The 21,994-nt window shown below is 55.1% G+C and carries 10 protein-coding genes and 2 pseudogenes; 8 read left to right on the top strand and 4 right to left on the bottom strand.

Annotated features, from left to right (window positions below):
• Nucleotide 1: 1 nt before the first annotated feature.
• Together ACZ5KP_RS13450 and ACZ5KP_RS13445 are read right to left on the bottom strand one after the other, a co-directional pair.
• On the bottom strand, nucleotides 2-9,589 hold the full coding sequence (locus tag ACZ5KP_RS13450) for a right-handed parallel beta-helix repeat-containing protein (protein ID WP_460918342.1): 9,588 nt from the start codon (nucleotides 9,587-9,589) through the stop codon (nucleotides 2-4).
• Between the two features lie 480 nt (nucleotides 9,590-10,069).
• Nucleotides 10,070-11,385, bottom strand: a pseudogene (locus ACZ5KP_RS13445) (RNA-guided endonuclease InsQ/TnpB family protein).
• Nucleotides 11,386-11,537: 152 nt separating this feature from the next.
• On the opposite strand from ACZ5KP_RS13445, the pseudogene ACZ5KP_RS13440 reads away from it, so the two are divergent.
• Nucleotides 11,538-12,363, top strand: a pseudogene (locus tag ACZ5KP_RS13440) (IS5 family transposase).
• Nucleotides 12,364-12,420: 57 nt separating this feature from the next.
• On the opposite strand, the gene ACZ5KP_RS13435 reads toward ACZ5KP_RS13440, so the two are convergent.
• Nucleotides 12,421-12,648 (bottom strand): helix-turn-helix domain-containing protein, encoded by a 228-nt coding sequence (locus ACZ5KP_RS13435; protein ID WP_460918340.1) that lies wholly within the window; start codon nucleotides 12,646-12,648, stop codon nucleotides 12,421-12,423.
• Nucleotides 12,649-12,940: 292 nt separating this feature from the next.
• On the opposite strand from ACZ5KP_RS13435, the gene ACZ5KP_RS13430 reads away from it, so the two are divergent.
• From ACZ5KP_RS13430 to ACZ5KP_RS13415, 4 genes are all read left to right on the top strand, one after another.
• Nucleotides 12,941-14,101 carry a CRISPR-associated protein Cas4 gene (locus ACZ5KP_RS13430; protein WP_460918338.1) on the top strand — a complete coding sequence of 387 codons (1,161 nt, stop codon included), beginning with the start codon at nucleotides 12,941-12,943 and terminating at the stop codon, nucleotides 14,099-14,101.
• Nucleotides 14,098-15,039: a recombinase family protein gene (locus ACZ5KP_RS13425; protein ID WP_460918337.1), complete on the top strand. Its 942-nt coding sequence runs from the start codon at nucleotides 14,098-14,100 to the stop codon at nucleotides 15,037-15,039. Before ACZ5KP_RS13430 ends, ACZ5KP_RS13425 begins: the two co-directional genes overlap by 4 nt.
• A 1-nt stretch (nucleotide 15,040) precedes the next feature.
• Entirely contained in the window at nucleotides 15,041-15,808 is a 768-nt protein-coding gene (locus ACZ5KP_RS13420; protein WP_460918335.1) for a transcription initiation factor IIB family protein, read from the top strand.
• Between the two features lie 562 nt (nucleotides 15,809-16,370).
• Nucleotides 16,371-18,131 (top strand): DUF2254 family protein, encoded by a 1,761-nt coding sequence (locus ACZ5KP_RS13415; protein ID WP_460918334.1) that lies wholly within the window; start codon nucleotides 16,371-16,373, stop codon nucleotides 18,129-18,131.
• Between the two features lie 21 nt (nucleotides 18,132-18,152).
• Here the strand turns inward: ACZ5KP_RS13415 and ACZ5KP_RS13410 are convergent, their stop codons facing one another.
• Nucleotides 18,153-19,508, bottom strand: coding sequence for a DUF5677 domain-containing protein (locus ACZ5KP_RS13410; protein ID WP_460918333.1), 1,356 nt, complete (start codon nucleotides 19,506-19,508; stop codon nucleotides 18,153-18,155).
• Between the two features lie 531 nt (nucleotides 19,509-20,039).
• On the opposite strand from ACZ5KP_RS13410, the gene ACZ5KP_RS13405 reads away from it, so the two are divergent.
• The 3 genes from ACZ5KP_RS13405 to ACZ5KP_RS13395 all read left to right on the top strand — a co-directional run bounded on the left by ACZ5KP_RS13405 (nucleotide 20,040) and on the right by ACZ5KP_RS13395 (nucleotide 21,986).
• Nucleotides 20,040-20,618 (top strand): hypothetical protein, encoded by a 579-nt coding sequence (locus ACZ5KP_RS13405; protein ID WP_460918332.1) that lies wholly within the window; start codon nucleotides 20,040-20,042, stop codon nucleotides 20,616-20,618.
• A 141-nt stretch (nucleotides 20,619-20,759) separates the two neighbouring features.
• Nucleotides 20,760-21,209 (top strand): hypothetical protein, encoded by a 450-nt coding sequence (locus tag ACZ5KP_RS13400; RefSeq protein WP_460918331.1) that lies wholly within the window; start codon nucleotides 20,760-20,762, stop codon nucleotides 21,207-21,209.
• Nucleotides 21,210-21,485: 276 nt separating this feature from the next.
• Nucleotides 21,486-21,986 (top strand): hypothetical protein, encoded by a 501-nt coding sequence (locus ACZ5KP_RS13395; RefSeq protein ID WP_460918329.1) that lies wholly within the window; start codon nucleotides 21,486-21,488, stop codon nucleotides 21,984-21,986.
• Nucleotides 21,987-21,994 lie beyond the last annotated feature (8 nt).

Below are 21,994 nucleotides of genomic sequence, written 5' to 3'. Positions count from 1 at the left end.
CTCAGCGGCGGTACCACAATGCGACAACTGCTGCCAGTGCAAAGACCACGAGGGCGATAAGTACTGGTGCAAGACCGATCCCATCATTTCCATCATCTGTGGACTCGGCAAAGCCGTCACCAGCACTGTCAGTGCCGTCCCCTGTATCGTCCGTGCCGCCATCGGTACCGTCAGTGCCATCGGTACCGTCAGTGCCGTCTCCATTCGGTGGCTCGCTCGTCGATTCACTTTCATTCTCGACGATTGCGAATAACGAGAATGAATCGACTTGTGACTCAACGGTTACAGTATCCCCTTCCGTACTCACGATGGTTGTATTGAGTCGATCCCACGATCCATTTTCCAGTTGGTGAGTGACAAATACAGCATCCGGATCGTCGATTTCACTCTCGTTGACAGAGAAACTAATCGTCGCGGTCGTTGACGCAGCTGCATCAGACGAGGGGGAAATCTCTATAGCGGATACAACAGAGAAATTATCATCAGCAGATTGGTCAGATAATTCCGTTTCGAGTTCCTGTTCGAACGCTGCTGGCGGATCATCATACTCCTCGACACTCACCGAGCCGTCGAGTGAATCCGAATTGAACCTGATGTCCTGAACGAACCGTGTCTCGGTGAATTCGATGGCAGTCCCAGGCGACGCAGGATTGGCGTCTTCTAGGGGGACTTCTTTGAGCACATCTGGCGTCGCATTGAGCGCAGTCTCAGTGTCATCACTGGGATCTTGCTCAGTGGAGTCTTCATCCGATTCATCATCCGACTCGTCGCCATCATCTTCATCAGTCGGCGGAGAGGCAACCTCGATAGTTACGTTTTCACGGTGTTCGTTTCCTTCCTCGTCGGGGATTATTGCTTCTAAGGTGTGTGACGATCCGTTTGTTAAGCCCAGAGCTGTATAAGTGAGATCGGAGTCCGTTACGGTTGCTGCGCCAGTAACGTCCCGGTTGTTAATCTCAACGGTGACATTTCCTCGGTCAATGCCGCTTCCAGCGTCGTCGTACGTGATGGTCACTGTGGCCTGCTCGGTGCCAATCGGAAGCTTCCCGTCGGATAGCGTTGGCGAGAGCGTCACATTGGTCACCAAGGGCTCGTTGTCGTCAGCCGCGATGGTGAACGTCTCGGTGAAGTTGTCTGCGTTGCCAGCGTTGTCGCTGACGTTCAGCGTAACTGTATGCGTGCCGGGCGCGAGCCCACTGGCGTTGTACTGGACGCCAGCCGACGTCACCACGGCGTCGCTGGTCTCGTCCTGGCCGTTTACCGACAACTCGACGCTCGACACGTCGATTCCGCTCTGGTCGTCAGCGTAGGTGAACTCCAGGGGAACCGGGTCAGTCCCGTAGTCGAAGGTCATCTGCCTCGGCGTCACCGTGGGCACATTATCATCCTGCTCGACCGTGAACGAGACGTTCTCAGTCTGAGTGTTGGTGGCCGTGTCGACAACCGTGACGTTCACCCAGTTCTGGCCCGAGCCGACGAGGCCGGTCGCGGTGTACGTCGCTTCGGACGTCGAAATGCTCGTGGCAGCATCACTGGTGACAGGATTGCCGTTGAATGTGACGGTGACGTTGCTTGCGTCGATAGCGTTGTTGTCGCTGTAGTCGACAGTCACCGTCACGTCGTCCCTACTGTAGTCGTACTGCTCACCGGATGCGGGTGACACGTCGTCGATTGTCGGTGCGGTGCTGTCCTGGTTCACCGGACCGTACGTCGAGAAGTGCTCGACGGTTGCGACGAAGTACGCATCCTCTCCTTCGTCCTCAACCTCAGTTCTGAGCTGGTTCCACTCACCCGTGGACTCGTTGTACCGGCTAATGTTGACCTCTTCAGGATCGGTCAGGCCGGCCGGCATGTTGCCGTTAACCGGGATACGGATGGTCGCGTTTTTGAGACTCGCATTGAGATTCTCGCCGAGTTCGCCGTTCAGGAACGTCGAACCCACGTTGCCCGGGCCGAGTTCGGCGAGTGGGGCATCCGAACTGGTGAGCGCTGCGACTCCGCCTTCAGTGCCCTCCATGTTCAGGACAATCTCAGTCCCGTCTTCACCAGTGATTGTGTGGTTATTGGCTGGCTCTAGGTCCGAGAAAGTCCCGGACGCCGTCGACGCGCCGAGATTACCGACGTCGTCAGTTGCGTTCGCCTCCAGATCGTACTCGCCGCTCCCCTCGAACTCGAACGTCCCTGAGAACGTTCCGTCGTTGTTGGGGTCCGTAAGCGTGGAGACGTCCACGGGTGCGTCCGTCGAGTTGGTCAAGGTGACGTTGGGGAGACCCGTCGCGTCCTCGCCGACGGTGACATTCACGTAACCGGCGGTGTCGTTCTTCGTATCGAGAACGGCGCTCACGTACGGTGGGGTAGTATCGACGTCGAGCGCACTCTCGTTCGTAGCCGTGGCATCATTGTTCGCGGCGTCCGTCGCGGTGGCGTTGACCGTGTAGTTGCCGTCGATGGTCAGTTCACTTGCGTCGAATGTCGCTGTCCACGTGCCAGAGTCGTTCACCGCGTCGGTGGTTGTCCTGAAGTTCACGTCGTCCGCGACGAGCGTTACCGTGACGCTCTCGGTCTTCGTTTCGTCGTCGTTGGCGGTCACGTTGACCTCCACAGCGTCACCGCTTCCCAGAGCAGTATCGTTCACCACGGGGCTGGCGACCACCGGTGGGGTGTTGTCTACCGATACCGTGGCAGTCGTCTCATTGGACAGTCCGACAGAGTCGCTCGCGTTCAACACCAGGTCGTACTCGCCCGAGGCCACCGCGGCACCGGTGTTGTCGGTGCCGTTCCAGGTGACGGTTGCCTCGCTGTCAACGAGCTGATCCGAGACGCCCTCGCTGTAGATTTCTGTGCCACTGCTGTCTTCGACGCTGAACGTCGCGCTCTGATAGTTCGTGTCTTCGGCGGTCAGGTCTATGGTGATCGGGTCGTTCACGCCGATGGCATCGGACCGAGTCGGGGTGACCGTCACGACCGGTGGTGTCTCGTCCACCTCGAAGGTAACGGAGTCGGACGTCACGACGTCCCCTCGGTTGTTCACGAGCGCTACGTCAACGGTGTGACTGCCGGCCGAGAGGTCAGTCGCATTGACGGTCGTCTGGTTCAACGGAACGGGCTCTGGTGACTCGCCGTCGACCGCGTACGTCGCGTGCTGGATGCCGGTGGCGACATCTGTGAGATCGTACTCCACGGTCACGTCGCCGTCGGCGAACGCTTCGTTCATGGTCGGCGATGTAATGTCGACGGCGGCGTTGTCGTTTGATGCTGCCTCTACGGTCACAGTTGTCGGCGCTATCGTGGCGTTCCCGTCGTGCACGCTGACGGAGTGGAGGCCGGTCGCGGTGAACCGATGGCGGAAAGTTTCTGTCGTGCTTTCACCGGCTGCGAGCTTGACGTGCTCCGTGGAGCTCGTGTTGGAGCCGTCCACTACGAGGGAGATGGTTCGGTTGGCCTCGAACTCACCAGTGTTCTCCACAGTGACATTAATATCGACGATCTCGCCGGTCAACGGCGTTGTGTCGGAAACAGCAAGCGAGATTGACATCGTCGAGTCTGGTGTCGCGACCGTCGTCATGGCCGCGTCTGTGTAGTACGGGGCGAACGTGACGTTGTCGCTGACCGCAACACCGTTACCGTCCGCTTCTCCGCTCGGCCCGTCTTCGGCACCCCAGTAGTTGTAAGCCGCGTTGACATCCACGCCGGCTGTATTGTTCACGCCGTACGTACCGCCAGTGAGGTCGTTTTCGTGCGCCTCAACCGATCCTGACCTTACGACCGAGCCGTTCTTCTCGAAATTGTCGCTGATGCCAATTGCGGTTTCGGTTAGTTCAGTGAACTGGTTCTCAACGAGCTGAATGTTATCACGACCGTTGAGGATGGCGATGCCAGAGTGAGCATCCGTGATCGTGTTGTTCACGACTTCAGCGTCGTTCGACTGGATACTGACTCCGAACTCAACGTGTTGGATGTTGTTGCGCTGGATGCCGACCCCATCAGACGAGCTCTTACCGAACGTGTCATTCTCCAGATCCCACTTCGAATGCGTCTGGATACCAGTCCTGACGTTCTCGATACTGGTGTCCCACACGTTTGCGTCCTCGCCATTCACAGCAACCGCGACGAGGGAATCGGTACTGTTCCCTTCAAACGCGAGCCCGTTGATGGTGACATTCGAGTGGCCACGCATGTCGATGAGCCACGGGCGATTGCCCTGGTTCGCAATCGTCTCGTCGGACGGCGCGATCGTGGCGCCATCCATTCCGAGGAGCGTGACGTTGTTCGTTCCGATGTCAACGAACTCGTCGTACGTTCCGGATTCCACGATGACGAGTTCACCCGGGCTTGCGGCGGTTTCACCAGCCTGAATACTGCTGAACACCGCGGGAACCGCAGATTCACCAGCAGAGGTGCGAACCAAGGTTGCTCTATCGAAGTCATTCGCCCCGACAACCGTGTCGAAGTCAAACCAGTCGACGCTGGTCTTGACGTTGTTGTTCGTGTCGAGTTCAGTGACGTGAATCGGCTGATCGGCGAACTCGTTATTGAAGACGTTGACGTTGGCGAACGGATCCTGAATCTGGTTCGTGTTCTGTGCGTACACGCCAGGTCCGGAGTTGTTCAGGAACTGCGAGTTGACGACAGTAACGTCGTGCGTTCCCTGCGTGGGCGCGTCATCGTTCGTGTACAGTGCGATCCCACCCCAGGAGTTGTTCTCCAGCCTCACGTCATCAACCAGAACGTTCCGGGTGTCGGCGAGCGCAATGCCGTTCCCGGAGGCGGTGTCAGAGACCGTCACATCCTGGATCGTGACGTTCGTGACGCCGTTGAAGTCAAGGCCCGTCTTGTGGGAGTCATCGACGGTAACGTTCTGGATACTCACGCCGTCGGTCGTCGGATTAATCTTCAACGCATAGTTGTTGCTAACGCTCTGCTGTGGTCCGACGACAGTGAGGTCCCTGACCTGGAGTCCAGTGACCTCGCCGTCGACGGGCGTTCTGATGCCGTATCCGGAGACGTCACTCAGGTTGAGCACCACGCCATCGCGGCTCTCGCCGACGATGTTCGTGCCGTTCTCGGAAACCATGAGCGTGCTGCTCCGGTCGTACGTGCCGTCCTGTAGGACCACCGTATCACCGGGCATCGACGCGTCGAGCCCGGCCTCGATGGTCTCGAACGGCGCCGACGCACTGCCGTTGTTCGAGTCGTCGCCATCCGGGTTCACATAGAACGTTACGCTGTCGTGGTTGACCGGTCCGTCAACCGATTCAAGCCACGGCCGGTACTCCACGCCATCACTGACCGTTACACCGCTTCCGGGCGCAACCCCACTTGGACCAGAATCCGCAGCCCAGTAGTTTCTCGTCGCGTTGACGACGAAGCCAGTCTCGGTAATAGTGTTATTAACCGCGTACCCGGACACGCCACTGAAGTCGTTGTTGTGGAGCGTCAGGAAGCCACTATCCGGAGTACCGGTCGAGTGTTCCCCGACGTAGATGCCATCCCCGGAGATGTTCTCGAAGTCGTTGTTCGTAATCGAGTTCTCCGAGGGCGTCGGTGAGCCGTACACCCACCGGTACCGAACGGCAAAGGCATCGTCTCCCTCGAACGTGTTGTCCGTGACTTCGAGGTTCTGGATGCCGTTCAGATCGAGTCCGTCACCCAGCGTACTGTCGGTCAGGGTGGCATTGCTGGTGTTATGAATCGCGACACCGACGTCACCGTTGCCGCCGGTTTCGACGTTCTCAATCGTGACGTTCGCGTTCGCGGAATTGGAGTTCTCGACGAAGCTGAAGTCGAGGCCGACGAGTCCATTATCGGAGAAGGTGCTGTCAGAAACTTCGACACCATCGGTGCCCGACATGAGGAATATTCCCCGGCTATGGGCCACGTCGTTGTTCGCGGATGCGTTCACATCATCGAACACCAGATCCTCGTGAGTTGGGCCGGAGAGACCGAAAATCCCGTACTGGCTGTTGTTAACCGTGGCTACGTTCCTGACAGTGAGGTTATCGACTGCTCCAGCAGTATACCCGAGATTGACGCCGTTCTTGTACCGAGTGACGACAAGATTCTCGAGTGTAACGTTATCTGCTCCGAGAATACGAATGCCGTCGCCGGTCTTGTCAACGCCGTCTAGGACCGGGCGGTCGTCAGCACTGCCGGAAATGGTAATATTGTTAGTATCAATTGCGACCGACTCCTCGTAGATGCCGTTCGGGATTGCCACGGTGCTCCCTTCACCAATCGGACTCTGGTCGCTCTCGAAGGCGGCCGACACCGACGTCATGTAGTGGACTTTTCCGTTCGTCGCGTTGTCGACCTCTACGACTTGGCCGTTGTTTTGGATGTTCAGCGTCGTGTTTGAACTCAGATCGGTGAATCCCGGTCCAGTGACGTAGATGGCGTCGTCGTCGCTCGCGGCCGGTTCGATGGTATTGTTCTCCACCGTAACTGTGCCACCTTCTTCGAGTTGTAGTCCGACGTCACCACCTGTGATGGTGTTATTTCGAATCGTTACGTTGTCCGGTGCGCGCGGCGCGTTGACGATGTCGGGGCCTTTGTAGACGTCAACGAAAGCAAATCCTTCGTCACCAGCCCGCGTCATATTACTGTCACGCAAGGTCGCGTCGTCACCCTGGATGGTGATAGACGCTCCGTGCTCAGTGCCCACATCTATTGTAACGTTGGATGCGGTGGTTCCGTTTGCGAACAACGTCAACGGTGTATCCGAATACGTATCGTCAAACGCTACACCGTGGATGGACGCATCCTCCGCGGTTAGATTCACAGCTCCAGTAACGCTCACTGAGCCCTCGGCGTCAATCGAAACGCTCTCGTTAACGACGAACCCCCCGTACGAGCCGGAATTCAAGTGAATTTCGTCCCGGGCGTCGGCATTGTCAATAGCGGCCTGAACGGACATACCATCGCCGACGACGAACGTGTCACCGGCACTCACGAAGTCGTTCTCGTCTCGAGTTATCGTTTGAATGCTCGCCGTACTGGTGTCGTCGTGTGCAGTGTCGTTCGTCGCGTACGCAACTGCGTCGTCCTCTGAATGCAGGTAGAACGCGAAGTAGCTCCCGCCTGACTTGTGGTCCGGGTTCTCGACGAGATGTGTAGCGTCTTCAAGCTTGAGGTCGCCGATACCACTGGGATCGTCGGACTGCGTGTACACAGGAATCGGTTCGTCAGTGCTCTCGTGGTCGAGAATCGTGATATCATCCGGGGTCGTGATGTTCTCCCAGTCTTCACTTCCCTCGTCGGATGGGAAGATACCGACGCCGCCCCACGTGTTCCCGCTGGTGTCGATTCCGTCGACAGTTACGTTCTCCACGCCCGTGAGCGCGAGGCCAACACCTTCTGTTCCGTTACCGGCTAGCGTAATGTCCGACACATCCGCGTCCCGGACGTTGTTGAGGTCCATCTCCGAGTGCTCGGCTCCAAGCACGGTGACGTCACTGATTTCGAGGTTCTCAACGAAGTTCGCCTTCACAGCGTCGTGGGGCGCATTCGTGACCGTGAACTGTTCCAGCGTGACGTTGTCAGCGCCCTGGTCAACGTAGACGGCCCAGGCACCATCTCCGTACTCTCCGTGACCTGAGAGATTACTCCCGTCTATAACGACGCCAGCCTCGGACTCACCGACGAGACGTACACCCTCGTTGAAGTTGTCGAGACGTGAGTCGAGCGTGTACGTTCCGTTCCCGACGTGCACGGTGTCACCGTCACCAGCCTCGTCGAGAGCGTCCTGTATCGTCAGATAGGAGTCCCCTCCAACAATCTCGACCGGCGCGAAGGTCAATTCGTTCTCGTCCTCCGCAACTCCGGGTTCGAACGTGTTACTACCTTGAATTTGAGTTAAATTTACTCCACTCTCATAATCCTCCTCACTGCGATCTTCCCATTTACTGATTGGCGAATACGTCGAACCGGTAAACGTGTTATTCTCAACGAGTACAATATCTCCACTGCCGCCCGGTCTAGGAGTGATTTCGATCCCACTCTCGCCCTGTTCCGAACTTATCTCGTTACCTCGAACCACGTGATTCTGTAGGTAATCAATCTTGATCCCGAGGTCCCCAAAGTCGGATATGGTGTTACCCTTGACGGTGATGTTGTTCCCCCAGACGCTAATCCCGCGATCTACGCTAGATACGTCGTTATCACGTACAACGGTGTTGTCCGTGTCACCACCGATCGCGGTGCCTGAATCAGATATCTGATTGCCGCTGACAACACTGGCATCTCCGACTGAACCGATAGCTCCGTCTGCAATGGCGGACAGTGAATTGTTCTTGATGACTGCATTACCTGGGGGACTGATGCCAACGTCAGCGTCAGAGATATTGTTGGCTTCAATGGTAGCGGTGCTCCCGCTAATAGTCATTCCAAATCCGGTTGTACCAGACTGCTTGACGTTCTTGATAGTGTTCCCTTCGAGAACTGAATGGTCCCCCTGGATATTGATCCCGTTTATGTGGGCACCACTACCTTTCAGGGTGAACCCTTCGATGGTGAGATTGTCAACTCCACCACTCTCCAAGCCAGCTCGGATTACATCGGAGAACTCCGAACCAGTTGGTGCATCGGGAGCAAGCGTCGCCCCGTCTGGAGCCCGTAGCGTTAGGTTGTCGGTCGAAATCGACAACTGCTCATTATACGTTCCATTCTGGACTATGACCGTATCGCCGTTATCGGCCGCATCGATGGCGGTTTGAATTGACCCGTCAACGACAGGTCCGCCATCACCCGGAATTTCTCTGGCCTCAATGGAGTCACTTTCGTCCAGAATAGACTCCCCGTTCACGGTGAGATTGTCAAAATAGACATCGACGCTCACGCCGTCGCTACTCGGACTCCCCGCACCGAGCGCAACGTACTCCACCTGGCTCCCGTAAAAGTTCTCGATGCCGTCTTTCGCATTCAGTCCGCCTTCATCAAGCGCGGTCCACTGTTGGCGATTATGCGGCGTCTGCTCCGAGTCGTTCAGTTCCCACTGTGCGCGAAGCCACTCGCCGGTTGGGTCGCTATCGGTACCGTAGTGATTCCAGAGGACGGCGTCGATAGCATCGTCGTTATCCGTATCGAGATAGAGGAACGTCTCGTCCCGGGCTGGAATGTCACTCCCACTCGTTCGATACGCGTCGTACCCCAACGTGCTCTCCGAGGTCAATGTGAACTCAGCCGGGACAACGACCTGAGCGTAGTCGTTGGTGTCGTAATCATGATCGATACCCGCTGCCAGGGGTGAATTCTCGTCATGGACGTGGAGACTATCATCTCCGGAAGAGGTGTAATTGTCACTCCACCCGATGTCCGCCTTGCCATACGTTGTATCTCCTTCCTGTACCGTGAACGTTGGTGCACCAATATTTGAATCGGGTGTCGATATGGAAGCCTCCGACAATCCAGTCTCTCCTATCGCGTAGCTGTCCTCAACTGTATGCCCGGTTCCGTTCTCGTTCCAGTCGGCAGCAGCCGACTCGTCCGCTGCGACTGCTATTCCCCCGTGTAGCGCGACACCGACGACCACTAGCACGCTCACAAACACTGCGAGTGCGAGCGCACTAGCGGTCCGTGATTGTATTCCTGTCATGGCGGAATCACTCTCGCGGTGGCCACCTGACGCTCAATCATGACGGGTTCAGATTGAACTGCACAGAATTGCTTCGATGTCGTACGGTTACCTCATCGTTACCAGTGGATGGCATAGGATGCCGGTGGCTGAAGTGAACCAAATCCGGATCGGGACTTAGCATAGATACCTGATTGAGAATGTTCTGGCTAAACTAAAGGTAGTAATCACCACTCCAGCCGGTGATGGAAAGTCCCCAAGTTTTTATTACGCTTCGGTCCAAAATTGTAAGATTAGGTACATCTATTCAAGTGGCATGATTAGATCCGAAATCGAGTGGGGTTTGCAGCTGATCGCGGCCTCAAGAGGGAGTTCGCGGAACTGGGCGAATCAGGTTCACGCTCGGAGCGCATTGGTGAAGCGTCGTTTCAGCAGCGGTTGACATCCTCCCGCGCCTAAAGACGCGGGAATCCCACGGCACCGCGCCGCTGGATTGGGATATTAGGGTTTGCAGTCTACCACTTGTTCCCGCGGTTGGAATCCACTGGACAAGTCATGAAGGTAGACTGCTGGCTGTGCCAACCAGCCGGTACTCCTATCCTCGTCCAAACTGGCCGAAGACTCGGAGTTACTTTCCATGTCGCGGCGGATGTTCTCCGCCCCGTTCACGTCAGCGTTGAACGCCGCGTCGCAGGTCTCGCAGACGTACAGACTACGTTCGACGCGCCGGGATTCGTCTTCTCGACCACACACAGAACACGTCGTACTCGTGCCACGCTCGGACACTTCGACGACTTCGATGCCCTCGACCTTCGCCTTGTATTCGAGGATATCGGCGAAGCGGTCTAACGCCCAGCCGTGCAAGTCGAGGTTTCCGTGCTTCCCCCAGTTTTTCGACTCACCGTTCTCATCCTCACGGACGCCTTCGAGATCGCCGAAGCTGATGCGACCGACTTCTTTCTCGACACACCGTTCGACGATGTGTTTCGCTAAGGAGTGGAAGAAGTGGATTCGACGCTCCGACCACTTCGCGTGGAGACGAGTTGCCCTCTCCCCGTCTGAATCGTCACATTTGGCTATTTCCTTCGGGAGGTAGTACCCGTCTTGTTTCAGCCGGTTGCCGGGGTACAGGTCGGCGTCCTCGGTACTGTACGCGACGGCAACGAAGTTGCTGATACCAAGGTCGATGCCCGCCGTCTCGTTGCCGGGAGCGGTGGGCGGTTCGATTTCGTCTTTGCAGACGAGGTGAAGTTCCCATCGTCCCTTTGCCTTGTCGTAGACTGCGCGAACCTGTTGGATGTTCTCGACGGTGGCGCCTGGGCGGGTCTCGTATTCGACGAGGATGTACTCCCACGCTTTGGGGTGTTCCTTGTGATTCGCACCCTGCGAGAGCCGGACGCGATTATTCTCCGTGTCGTGTTTGATGCCGTTCTGCTTCCACGTTACCGTCGAACGGGGTGTTCCTCGTGGACGCGGTTGCCGTGGTCGTCGTAGTAGTTTTTCTTGCGGTATCCGGGCGGATTCGCTCGATTATCGGACTTCCTCTTCCCGTACCACGAGTTGAAGGCTTCAGCGAGTTCCTCAAGAACGCGCTGACTGGACTGCGAGTGCAGCCCTTTGTATTTGGTATGACCTTTCAACTCGTCTTTGAGGTCGCCATGGTCGGGAATCTCGCCCGTCTCCTCCCATACTTTCCGGGAGTGGTAGTTGGCGACGTTCCAGAGTTTGCTGGCACTCCACCCGTGCCGGTCAAGCGGTCCCTCTACCTGTGAGTGGTTGCGGATGCTTGCTCGGTGAGTGCGGTGGACCTCCAGCATTCTGAACGCCTGTATAATCACTTATAATAACTTCGGGCGCGTTTAGACGCCAGAAACCGGACTGCTTAGCGACTCACGGACTAGTATCGCCCACCTAGTAGCTGTTGCTAAATGTCTAACTTACTAGGAAGTGAAGCGGGTAGGTTCGGTTGGTGCAGACGAAACTAGCCCGCTTCACTAGGCGCGTCGTCACGCTCGCTCAAAAAGCCGCCGTCGGGGACCCGAAACCTGCGGTACAGCGCGGCGAAAGCGGCTACGCCGACTGGGTGATCGTCTCAATTCACGGCCTCAAAACGTATCTCGATCTCCCATATCGGCGGTTGCTGGACGTGCTGTACGAGATGCCTCGAATCGCTCGAATTCTCGGCGTAGAACCGATCGATCTCCCCGATTTCACCACGGTCTGTTCGCGGATGCAGGAGCTGAAAATGTCGATCTGGCGGCGGCTGCAGCTCTCGTCGGATCTTCATGAGACCGGTGAGATCCAGGCGATCGACGCAACCGGGTTCGATCGGCGCGGAGCGAGTCGTCGCTACGCCAGACGGACGAATTACACCTTCAGGGCAGTCAAAACGACCGTCATCGTCGATTGCGAAACGAGTATGATACTAGATATACACTGTTCGATGAAACGACCACACGACACGCAGATCGGCGAACGTGCTCTCACGAAATCCCGACCAGGTCGAAACGATCACCGCCGACAAAGGCTACGACTGGGACGAATTACGCGGAAAACTTCGGGAAGCGGATGTGAGGCCGGTGATCAAGCACCGCGAATTTTCGTCGCTAGACGCAGCGCACAACGCCAGACTCGACGACGAAACGTATCACCGCAGATCGGTCGTCGAGTCAGTTATTCGCACGTTGAAACGTCGATTTGGTGATACGCTCCGAGCGCGAACGTGGTTCGGCCAGTTCCGTGAACTCGCGCTCAAAACTGCCGTCAAAAATATCGAAGCCGCGCTAAGCTGCTAAACTGCACGATTTCGAGCCTCTAAACACGCCCATATAGTCAATTATTAGCGTAGTGCTCTACTCCAATATCATCCAGGCCAAGGTACCTCCTATTTTCTTCGACGACACTAATCCACGCTCCTGAAGTTGCCGTAACCGGTAGTCTGCGCTCTGACGGGCGATACCGAGTTCATCAGCAACTTCAGTGGTGCCTGCTGGTGCATGCTTCTCAACCGCTGCTAGTACCTCGTTGTCAGAGACGTTCCGTTCGAAGCGACCATTGTCGTCTCTCTCCCTCTCTCCCATCTTATTCGCCAGTCAACGGCTGGATCCTTGTACCTAATGCTGGACAGCAGATGGCAAACATTTAAGTCCATATGCTGGATAGCAGAAGGTAGGAAGCTCGGTCCCCACGGGGTGTGGACTGCACAGGAAACGCCCGGGTGGTAGGACACCCGGACCGGGCTTCTGGGGTCCAGAAACCCATGATAGTAAACGAACGCCATCATCTTGAAAACGGCGGTACAGTAGTTCGATTTCCAATAACGTCGGCGGGGCTTCAGTCAAGAGACTGGTCCATTCTACGCGGGGTGCAACAATGAGTTCGGATAGAGCCACAGGCTCCACCGGTGAAACCCGCAAACCAGTATCAGAAGGTGCTGATGAGGCCGTCGTCACCCAAGCCGTTGCTCGGGAGATTACGAGCACTGACTTCAGTGACTGGTACGACGAGTATCAGTTCCGAGAGAACATTCGCAACGGTCAGGAATACTTCAACGGTCCGTCGAAGAAGAAACCCCCAGGGCGATTTAGTCCAAGCGATCTTCTGAAGTGTCACAGAAAGACATACTACGGCCACCTCAACGCTCCTGAGGAGACTGACGATCCCGACGGGATATTCTTCTATGGGAATCGCTTCGAAGAAGACCTTGCCGAGCAATATCTCGAAGAGTCAGTTGATTTTCCAGGAACGTACCTCCAGAACAGTCTCTGGATAAATACGACCATTGATACAGACATCGCATCCATAACGCTGGTCGGTAGCACAGATCCCGTCATCGTCGACGAAGATGGGAACCCGATCTTGCTCACCGAGATCAAGACAACATCCTCGATTGAGTACACCTCTGAGCCAAAAACGCACCACCTCGCGCAGACGCACGCCTACATGTACGGATTGACAAAGAAGTATGATCGACAAATCCGGGACGTCGTCTTCCTGTATGCTGATCGGGACAGCTTGGACGCAAAGACGTTCCACGCGACATTCGATCAGGAGTTCTGGAAGGATAGGGTCGTACGGTGGATGGAAGAAAACACGTTTTATCGGGTATTCGGATTCCTGCCGCCGGCCGATCCAGAACAAGACTGGGAGTGTGAGTACTGCGACTACAAGGAGAGATGCGGTCAATCGTCGATGTATTACGAGAATGAAGGAGCAGCTGGATTGCTCCCGCTGTATACGGAGTATCCTCGCGGGAAGGTCGTAGAGTACCTCGAAGCCCACGAGGAGGCGAAGCTGACTCCCGCACTCGCGCAGACTTATCCCGATCTCGTCGATGAATACGGAGCGTTTCCGTGGGTGTGCAGAGATTGTGACACGGAGTTCATGTGGGATGAGATCGGCTGGAACGGAGGATCGGCACCGAAGTGCCCCGACTGTAATTGTGAGGGATCGGCCGGGCGACTCCGTGGGCCAGAGCCGAACGAGCAGCATCACATCGAGGTCGTCGATCGACCGGAGGAGGGATCATCATGACGGAGATGCCGGACGAACCACGAAATGAAGGAGTTGATTTCGCACCCGATCAGGCTGATCGGACTCCCGACGATGACATCTCAACGGCGGCAATCTACGCACGAACATCTGAGCGTAACCCGGAGCACCGGTATTCCATTGATGAGCAGGTGCGACGCTGCTACGAGCGATGCGAAACCAATGGTTGGGATGTCGAATTCATCTTCGAAGATGAAGGGATGACAGGCCGAAACACGGACCGCTCCGGATTCCAGCAGATGTTGAACATGACGGAAACGAATTCGTTCGATGTCGTCGTGTTCTGGAAACTCGACAGATTCTGCCGATCACTTGCAGATCTCGTGAAAACAGAGGAACAACTCTCGTCGCATGATGTTGCGCTGCATAGCGTAACTGAGCCAATCGATACCGCATCGCCAGTTGGACGATTCACGTATCGGAATTTAGCCTCGGCTGCGGAGTTAGAATCTGATCTGACATCGCAGCGGGTCCGTCTTGGAATGAGCGCGATGGCCAAAGAAGCTCGATGGCCGAACTCCCAACCGCCACTCGGGTACTACTTGGCGGAAGACCAGACACTGGAAATCGATGACGAGGAGGCAGAGTTGGTCCGTGAAATCTTTCGACTGTACCTTCTCTATCGCTCGATGCCAGAGGTTGCGCAGATCCTCAATGAACGCGGATGTAAGACTTCGAAGGGGAACGAATGGTCCCGCTGGGCAGTTCGAAAGGTCCTGTCCAACGAGCTCTATCGTGGCCGATATCAGTTAGGCGAGTATGAGCAGGAAATCGAAGGCTATCAGATCGTCTGTGACGGTCTCTTCGAGACAGTCACTGACGTTCGTCATCGATTCCAGCAGTCAGCCGAAGAGATGGGAGAAGAGCGGAAGCAATCGAAGGCTGACAAGGTCCTCTCTCAGTTCAAGGAGGACAGGTAAGATGGCAGAAAACTCATCTCCAAAACCGGCGTCCTGTCCAGCCTGCGACGCTGACGCTATGTCTCAGTGGGACGGTCTGGACAGCTGGGTCTGTGACCAGTGCTCGTACGTAATATCCGAAAAGAAAGACTCACCGTCGGACGATCTCATCGAGAACCTCGAAGACGAGTCAAAGAATCCAAACACGAACTCTCCGTGGGACGAACAGATTGCAATCAAAGACGAATCAGAAGCAAATCTCGTTGACTTACTCTCCATTGTCGAAGACCTCGCGGAACAAGCAGGTATCCCGGATGAAATCACTGAGCGCGCAGCCGAGATTGCTACTGATGCCTGGACTGAGACCTTTCTCCACGGTCGGTGCAAATATGATACTGCTGCAGCGGCGGTGTACGCTGCGTCCCGAGCGTCTGGCAGTTCTGTTCCACCAGGTCAACTCTGCGACGGACACGAGGGACTGGAGAAGCGATCGGTGAAAGCGACCTACAAGGCTCTCAAGTCTACCCTTGACCTGAATCTATCACCGCCGACGCCGGTTGAATACCTCCACCATATCATATCAGAATTGGACCTGCCGACCGACGTGGCAGAATCAGCCCAAGAGGCTCTCGAAAAGCAACAACCCCATGGAGGAAATCCCGTGGGCATTGCTGCGGCTGCCGTGTATCTTGAGGGTCCTCAAGAACTGACCTACAGAGATCTCGGTACAGCGGTAGATTTGACGAAGGAGACGATCTGGAACCACGCTTCGGAACTGAGATCTGGATAAGATCCACATCCCAGCTCCGTTTAGGGTGTGCCGGCCCTGTTGAAATCCTCATTCGTTGACGGTTTTCTGAGGCCGTGCTGAATACAGAGGAAGAGTTCAGCAGAGGTCGGTGCTCGTTTCACCGGAACAGGAGACCAGATCCGGTAGAGTGGTGCGAACTTCTCAATCAATTTCAATTTATCATGCTTTCGAGGAAGATGGATGAGCGAGTACCCAGCAAGAGCGCAGAGCACACCGCTCGTCCCGTAGAAAGCCAGTTGCTGATACGAGAAAACCGAGAGGAACGCAGTCCAGTGCTTGAGCACGGAACGACAAAGGTAGCCCCGTCAAGATCCCAGGTCACACAACTGGTTCAGTACGCAGAAGAATTAAGTAAGCAACAGGTCGAGGCGAAGAACAGAACGGAGGACCTCCCAGCATTATCGAAGCCGTCGAGGATGCCGACAGCTACTGTGCCGGAACAGGCCTCGGCATGGGTGAAAGCCCGGATAAGATTATCTTCCCCGCACGCACTGAACACCCCCGATAGATAAGTCAGGCCGGTGTCATCGTCTCGAATGAAATGGGTAGACCTCTTGGCTGGCCTCTGACAGCTATCTTTGCAGTTGTAGCGGGTGTCTCTCTCGTAGCGGCGGAGCTCTCGAATTACGACCCGGCAGAGAATGGACAACAGGTTCTCACAACACTCGCTTCAGTCCAGGCGGCGGTCTTCGCCATCGTGTTTTCGGTGGTGGTCCTTGGAATCCAGCTTTCCACATCAAGGTACTCCACCAGGTTAGCCCATTTATTCCGATCAGACTCAGCGTACAAGAAGACAGTCGGTATCTTCGCCGTCTCCCTGGGCGTCGACATCGCCGCATTACTTCTCTTCCCCTATCTCGGAACCTACGCACTCAGACTAATGGTATTCCTCGCAGTCGGTCTCTCAGCAGCTTCCTTCGTTGTTCTGTACTTCTTTGTCGACCGAACTCTCGAACAGACTACGCCAGAGGGAATCATCAAACGGGTCAAACAAGAGCTCACACCCCGACAGATCGTAGAAGATGCAAAAGCCGCTGACAATGATCCCTCTGAAACAGACCCTTTCCTTGTCCCAGTATCCATCGTCCGGTCAGCGATCGACGATAGAGATGTACCCGCCTCAACACGAGGCCTCAATGTAATCGACAACCAGGTTGAGGAGCTGTTGAAGTTCGTATCCACAGATCAGATCGAGGAGGACCCGCCTGTTGTTGATTCACTTGAGGAACTGTCGACTAATCGGTTACCGAGTGCTGGTGAGAAGACGGTCGACGAGGATCTCGGTGAAGCTGGGTCTGAAACGGTCGATACAATATCTTCGATCGGAAGCAATGCAGTCGAGCAAGGCCACGAGCCTGTCGCAGTACATAGCTCCCAGGGCCTCGGAAAACTGGTCGCTTCCGTGGACTTCAACGCGACCGGTGAGCGGATCCGGAAAGAGGCTATGGACGAATCCTTTGAAATGCTTGAGGAGGCAGCGGATACAGGGCTTTGGGATGCTACTGGGACTGGTGTTCGAACTCTTGGTTGGAGAGCAGCTCAGTCCGTCGTGCAACGAGGTCCGACAGAGAATTACGACCGGCCGTACAATACCTTAGCCCTCAGCCAGATCCCAGGTATACTCGAAAAAGTGGTTGAAAGAGTTCCCAGCGACGTGAGCGAAGACGAGATCTTAGCAGGGTTAACCCTTCGGGACGGTGAACATGCGTCTCCGCCTGAAGAGTGGGCCTTGTGGTGTTGCTATGCTGCAATGGCAGAAGTCACCTCTGCCTTCATCCGGTACGAACTGAGTCACGGTGAAGAAATCGTCAAATGGAGGAGAGCCGGGAATGGCTGGACCAAGTGCATCTCAGTGCTGGATGACTCCGAATTTGATTCCCTACTACGGTACTGGCTCGGCACTCTCCTCTATCTGGAATACATCCAATTTGCGACAGACAACCAGTGCATGGATGACTTCCATTCCTCAGCTCGGTTCGACGTCTCGCGAGATACTCTGATGCAGACTATCGACGATATCCTTGACAGTCAGTTCGACCCACGGTCTCGGATAGACCTGCTGCCTGGACAGTTCAACCCTATCGAGCTGCCACGGACAGGTCACTCCGCACCCCCCGTCAGCAACGCAGACCGAACCTTCGAAGAGTGGCTGGAGCACCAGAAGAAGATCACGCCTGACGACACCGGGGGCTGGGGAGCAGGTGGAGAAATTATCGAGAAGATCGACGAAGAAGACGGTGATGAAGAGACAGATGAGGAAACTGAAGACGGGACCGAAGACAATGAGAGAGGCGAAGAGTGAGATGACAGTTCGTGATTCTTTCTACTCCGAGTCATCTATCCCAAAGTCATACCGGTCGTCTTCCTCGATAACCTGCAGCATCACCTCATCAATCAAGTCACGATACTTCTCCAACTCCCCACTGTTAGCATCGATGAACCGGTCTAACTCCGCCCTGCCCCGATCCTCCAAATCTGGCACCTCATCTAACTCGAACGGAACAGCCTCCTCAAATTCACTGAATCCCGAGAACACAGTGTACTCCGCAATCAGATCATCAGTGAAGGCCTCCTCAGCCCCGATGTAAATGTGGAGGATGTCGACTACGTCCATCTCAAGCTCCTCTTCCCGGACCTCTACTTCTTGCTCATAGATCTCCTGCTCCGCATCCTCAAACAAGCTCCAGATTTCCGGCACCATCAAGCCGTTAATACGCCGCTCAATCTGCAGCATCGGCTCCGGCTCCATCAAGAGAAACATCACCGTAGCCCGTTGCAGGCCAACAGCTGCTAATTGACCAGGGCGAGAAAGACCGGCGTTAGAAGGCCCCACCTGCAGGCGCTGAACCTTCCGCGTCAATTCCTCCGGCAGATTCACAGTACCCGTTCTGTCGATTGTTCCCTTGGGACCAGCGTGTACTGACTCGCTTGCGAGCTTATAGAACGGCTGGTAGTGGAACAGCCCCGCGTCCTTCCGAAGCCGGGTGATACCTCCTTGACCGTGAGGAAAACCATCTAAGGCCCATCCAGGCATCCTCTCATGACTATAGTCCTCGCCGTACTTCTGTTCCAGCTGCTCAACTTGATCCTCGAGATCCTCCATTACGTCGTCAAATATCGGCTCGAACCCGAGTTCATCACAGTGTTCGTTGTACTGCTGCGCGAACTGGTATCGTGCGACCGGCGGGTAATTCATGTATTTCTCTGCCATCTCCTCTCCGTTCTCCTCGATGAAGGCCATCGTAGCCACAGCCTCGTGCAGAGATCGCCACCGAGCCAATGCACCTCCTGGATACCCCGACCTCAGAAGCGTCACGATCTCAAATGCGAACTGGCAGGCCCGCGAATGAAGATGAGCGAGAGCAGCAAACAATGGGTCCTGTTCAGGCGGCAATCGTTCGCTGGTTATCTGTCTCCCAATCTCAGCAGAACGTACAGTAAGAAGCTCCAGTAAGTCGATTGCTTCTCCCCACACATCGTCCAGACGATCTTCGAACCCTCGGATCTCCTCTCTATGCTGTTCAAGAAGTCCCGACTCGGATTTTACGTCTTCATATGCTTCAGACGCCAGATCATCGATGGTATCGTTGAACGCATGCTGAAGATCATCCTCAGATATCTCCTCACTGTCTTCAAGCCGCTCCTCTACCTGTGCTTCAATCCAGTCGTCAAATTCCATCGTGTTATAGAATATGTTCAGAGAACAGTCTTAAAGAGACACTCCTCTAGAGAAGTGAACCACGTTCTCACCGTCCTCAGGAGCCCGCCAGTACAGCAAGACCCTCACCCATTGAGGGGGACAATAGACTCTATGCAGGACTGCAACTCCTTCACCGAGGGCCGATGCCGCCAAATCCTTATTAACTGTAAATGGGTACTACCCGGTACGAAGAATGCCTCTCTGCCCTGATTGTCGAGATGACGCGATGAAAGGCCTGATTCAGAACGCAGACCAGGTGTGTGACGAGTGCGGTGAGACGTTCTAAAACGATGCCGTTGTGCCCTGACTGTAAAGACGGAGCATTGACCCACAGCGCCGAGCTAGCGGACGGAGAAGAGAAAGGCGACCGAACGTGCGACGACTGCGGAGAACCCTTCTAACAGCAAAATCATGCCTGTATGCCCCCGATGCAAGGACGAGTCCAGCTTCAATACCATCTCGAAAGGCGACGGCAACCGGACCTGTGACGAGTGCGGCAGAAAGTTTTGAATGACCAACGACGAGGGTAGCGACGAACAGCAAGACGGCAATAGCGATGGAGACAGTAGTAGCGATGACGTAGATCTTTCTCACCTGGCCCTCGAAGAAATCCGGCTTCGATACCAGGAAGAAGCAGAACGGCGAACCTCTGTCGAATCCAAAATCGGTACCGTACTGACAGTCGATGCAATCATCGTCTCTGTAGTCAGCATCATTTCCAACCTGAACATTATGCACTACGCGGCGATGGCCGTCGCACTGATTTCAGTCTTCAATGGCATTACTGCTCTCTGGGTTCGAGACTACCACAGTCCGGGCCTTAATATCGAAGACTATCTGCAGTACATCGATGATCCACCGGAACCGGTTCGTCGGGAACTAGTCAAATCGTACCTTACCGTGATTACGGGGAATGAGGAGACTGATGACCCAAATATGTTCTTCAAGGGGAACCGGACTAGAAACGACGAGAAAATAGCGAAACTGGATCAGTGCTTGAAATTGACCGCTGTATCCTTGACGTTGATACTATTACATCCTATTTCGGGAATAATACAGAATACTGGGCTATTGGAGTATCTAATTTGAGGGATATGCAGTGACCTTGGTGGCTTCATTGTTCAACACTCGCATCGGTTTCTGCTGATTTCCAGCAAATGGTTGGCGAGGATATTCAGTCCAAACGTTGATACCCACCGATTCTGAAATCTTCGACAACGTGACTCAGCTATGACCGGTGCAATAATCAACTCGGTACTCGTAAAAACTGCTCCTTCAGAACTCGAAGACGACGACAACCTAGGGTACGAGCTGCAGAAAGTCAGAGACGACTACGAACACGCCATCATCATCCAGGAAACGGAAATGCGGAACGCAAGAGGTAGACGATACACACTAGTCAGCAGTGGCCGAGTCTTCCCCGAAGATGTCCAGGCCACGATCAATCCGTACCTCGATCGGGCTGACTTCGATCATCATCTCAATCCGGGAACCTCCGACACTGTCGAAGAACAGGAAGTACGTGTCATGGTCGAAACAGCGGACGGAGAAGACTATCACATCCAGAAGCTCGACGAAGATCGGTACTACGTATCCCGCGACAACAAACCGGTGAAACCGCCGCACGCCGTCAACCAGAAAGCAGAGCAGGTGTTCCCTGACTACGAACCAATGCTGTAACCCATTCCAGCACAGATCACGTCTCGGCTACCTTCTCTATAATCAGTTCGTGCCTCTCTTCCGTGATTTTCTTCTGACCTTACGTTATCTCGATCTCGTCTAATAGGGTTTCTGCCGTCCTTGGGTCACCCTGTTCCCGGTAGACATCGGCGGCGTCCTCGACGTACTCCTACAGACACGCTCCGTATATGCGATTACTCCACCAACAGACGGTCTACTCACTCAGAGGAATTGTGAGGAAAACGGCTTAGTGGAAATATTCTCCATTCGTTGATGATGGCTTCAGAAACCTCCTTTGAGGACCGTGCGAAACGGTTCATAAGTAGGACGCCAGGAGATCACGATCACGAACAGACGATACAGTTCATCAGCGAGATATTCAGAATAGAAAGCCAGCTAATTGCCTTAGAGAAGCGATTGGACAATCTCAGTGCCGGAGTCTGGAGCAGCGAGCTCTCCAGAATAAATGACGAACTCTCGGCTCTCTCCACTGACTTCTTTGAAGTACAGCGTGTGATCTCGTCGCCGGAAGACCATCTACACGAGCTTATTGGTATACCTCGAGGCGAGGTAAGTGAGAAAGCGATCAGCGAGATACTGACCCAACTCGGCTGGGAATGGTTGCCCAGAGAACTGAACAGGGTGTATTCCGTTCAGGAACGGGTCTACAGGAAGGCCGATGCGAAAAGCCAGCAGATACTGACCAACCGGATCATCCTCCTGTCCTTCCTGGCGTTCGTTATCTCTGGATCCACCTTCGCCATCCAGTACATATAGATCAGAGA

This window comes from Salinarchaeum chitinilyticum, from assembly GCF_055390775.1.
Note: the sequence above shows the minus strand (reverse complement) of the source record. Positions and strands in the feature narration are given on the sequence as shown.

Coding starts and splice junctions, on each gene's coding strand:
- ACZ5KP_RS13395 (WP_460918329.1), top strand. CDS start 21,486: ATGGCTTCAGAAACCTCCTTTGAGGACCGTGCGAAACGGTTCATAAGT.
- ACZ5KP_RS13405 (WP_460918332.1), top strand. CDS start 20,040: ATGACCAACGACGAGGGTAGCGACGAACAGCAAGACGGCAATAGCGAT.
- ACZ5KP_RS13410 (WP_460918333.1), bottom strand. CDS start 19,508: ATGGAATTTGACGACTGGATTGAAGCACAGGTAGAGGAGCGGCTTGAA.
- ACZ5KP_RS13415 (WP_460918334.1), top strand. CDS start 16,371: ATGGGTAGACCTCTTGGCTGGCCTCTGACAGCTATCTTTGCAGTTGTA.
- ACZ5KP_RS13425 (WP_460918337.1), top strand. CDS start 14,098: ATGACGGAGATGCCGGACGAACCACGAAATGAAGGAGTTGATTTCGCA.
- ACZ5KP_RS13420 (WP_460918335.1), top strand. CDS start 15,041: ATGGCAGAAAACTCATCTCCAAAACCGGCGTCCTGTCCAGCCTGCGAC.
- ACZ5KP_RS13400 (WP_460918331.1), top strand. CDS start 20,760: ATGACCGGTGCAATAATCAACTCGGTACTCGTAAAAACTGCTCCTTCA.
- ACZ5KP_RS13430 (WP_460918338.1), top strand. CDS start 12,941: ATGAGTTCGGATAGAGCCACAGGCTCCACCGGTGAAACCCGCAAACCA.
- ACZ5KP_RS13450 (WP_460918342.1), bottom strand. CDS start 9,589: ATGACAGGAATACAATCACGGACCGCTAGTGCGCTCGCACTCGCAGTG.
- ACZ5KP_RS13435 (WP_460918340.1), bottom strand. CDS start 12,648: ATGGGAGAGAGGGAGAGAGACGACAATGGTCGCTTCGAACGGAACGTC.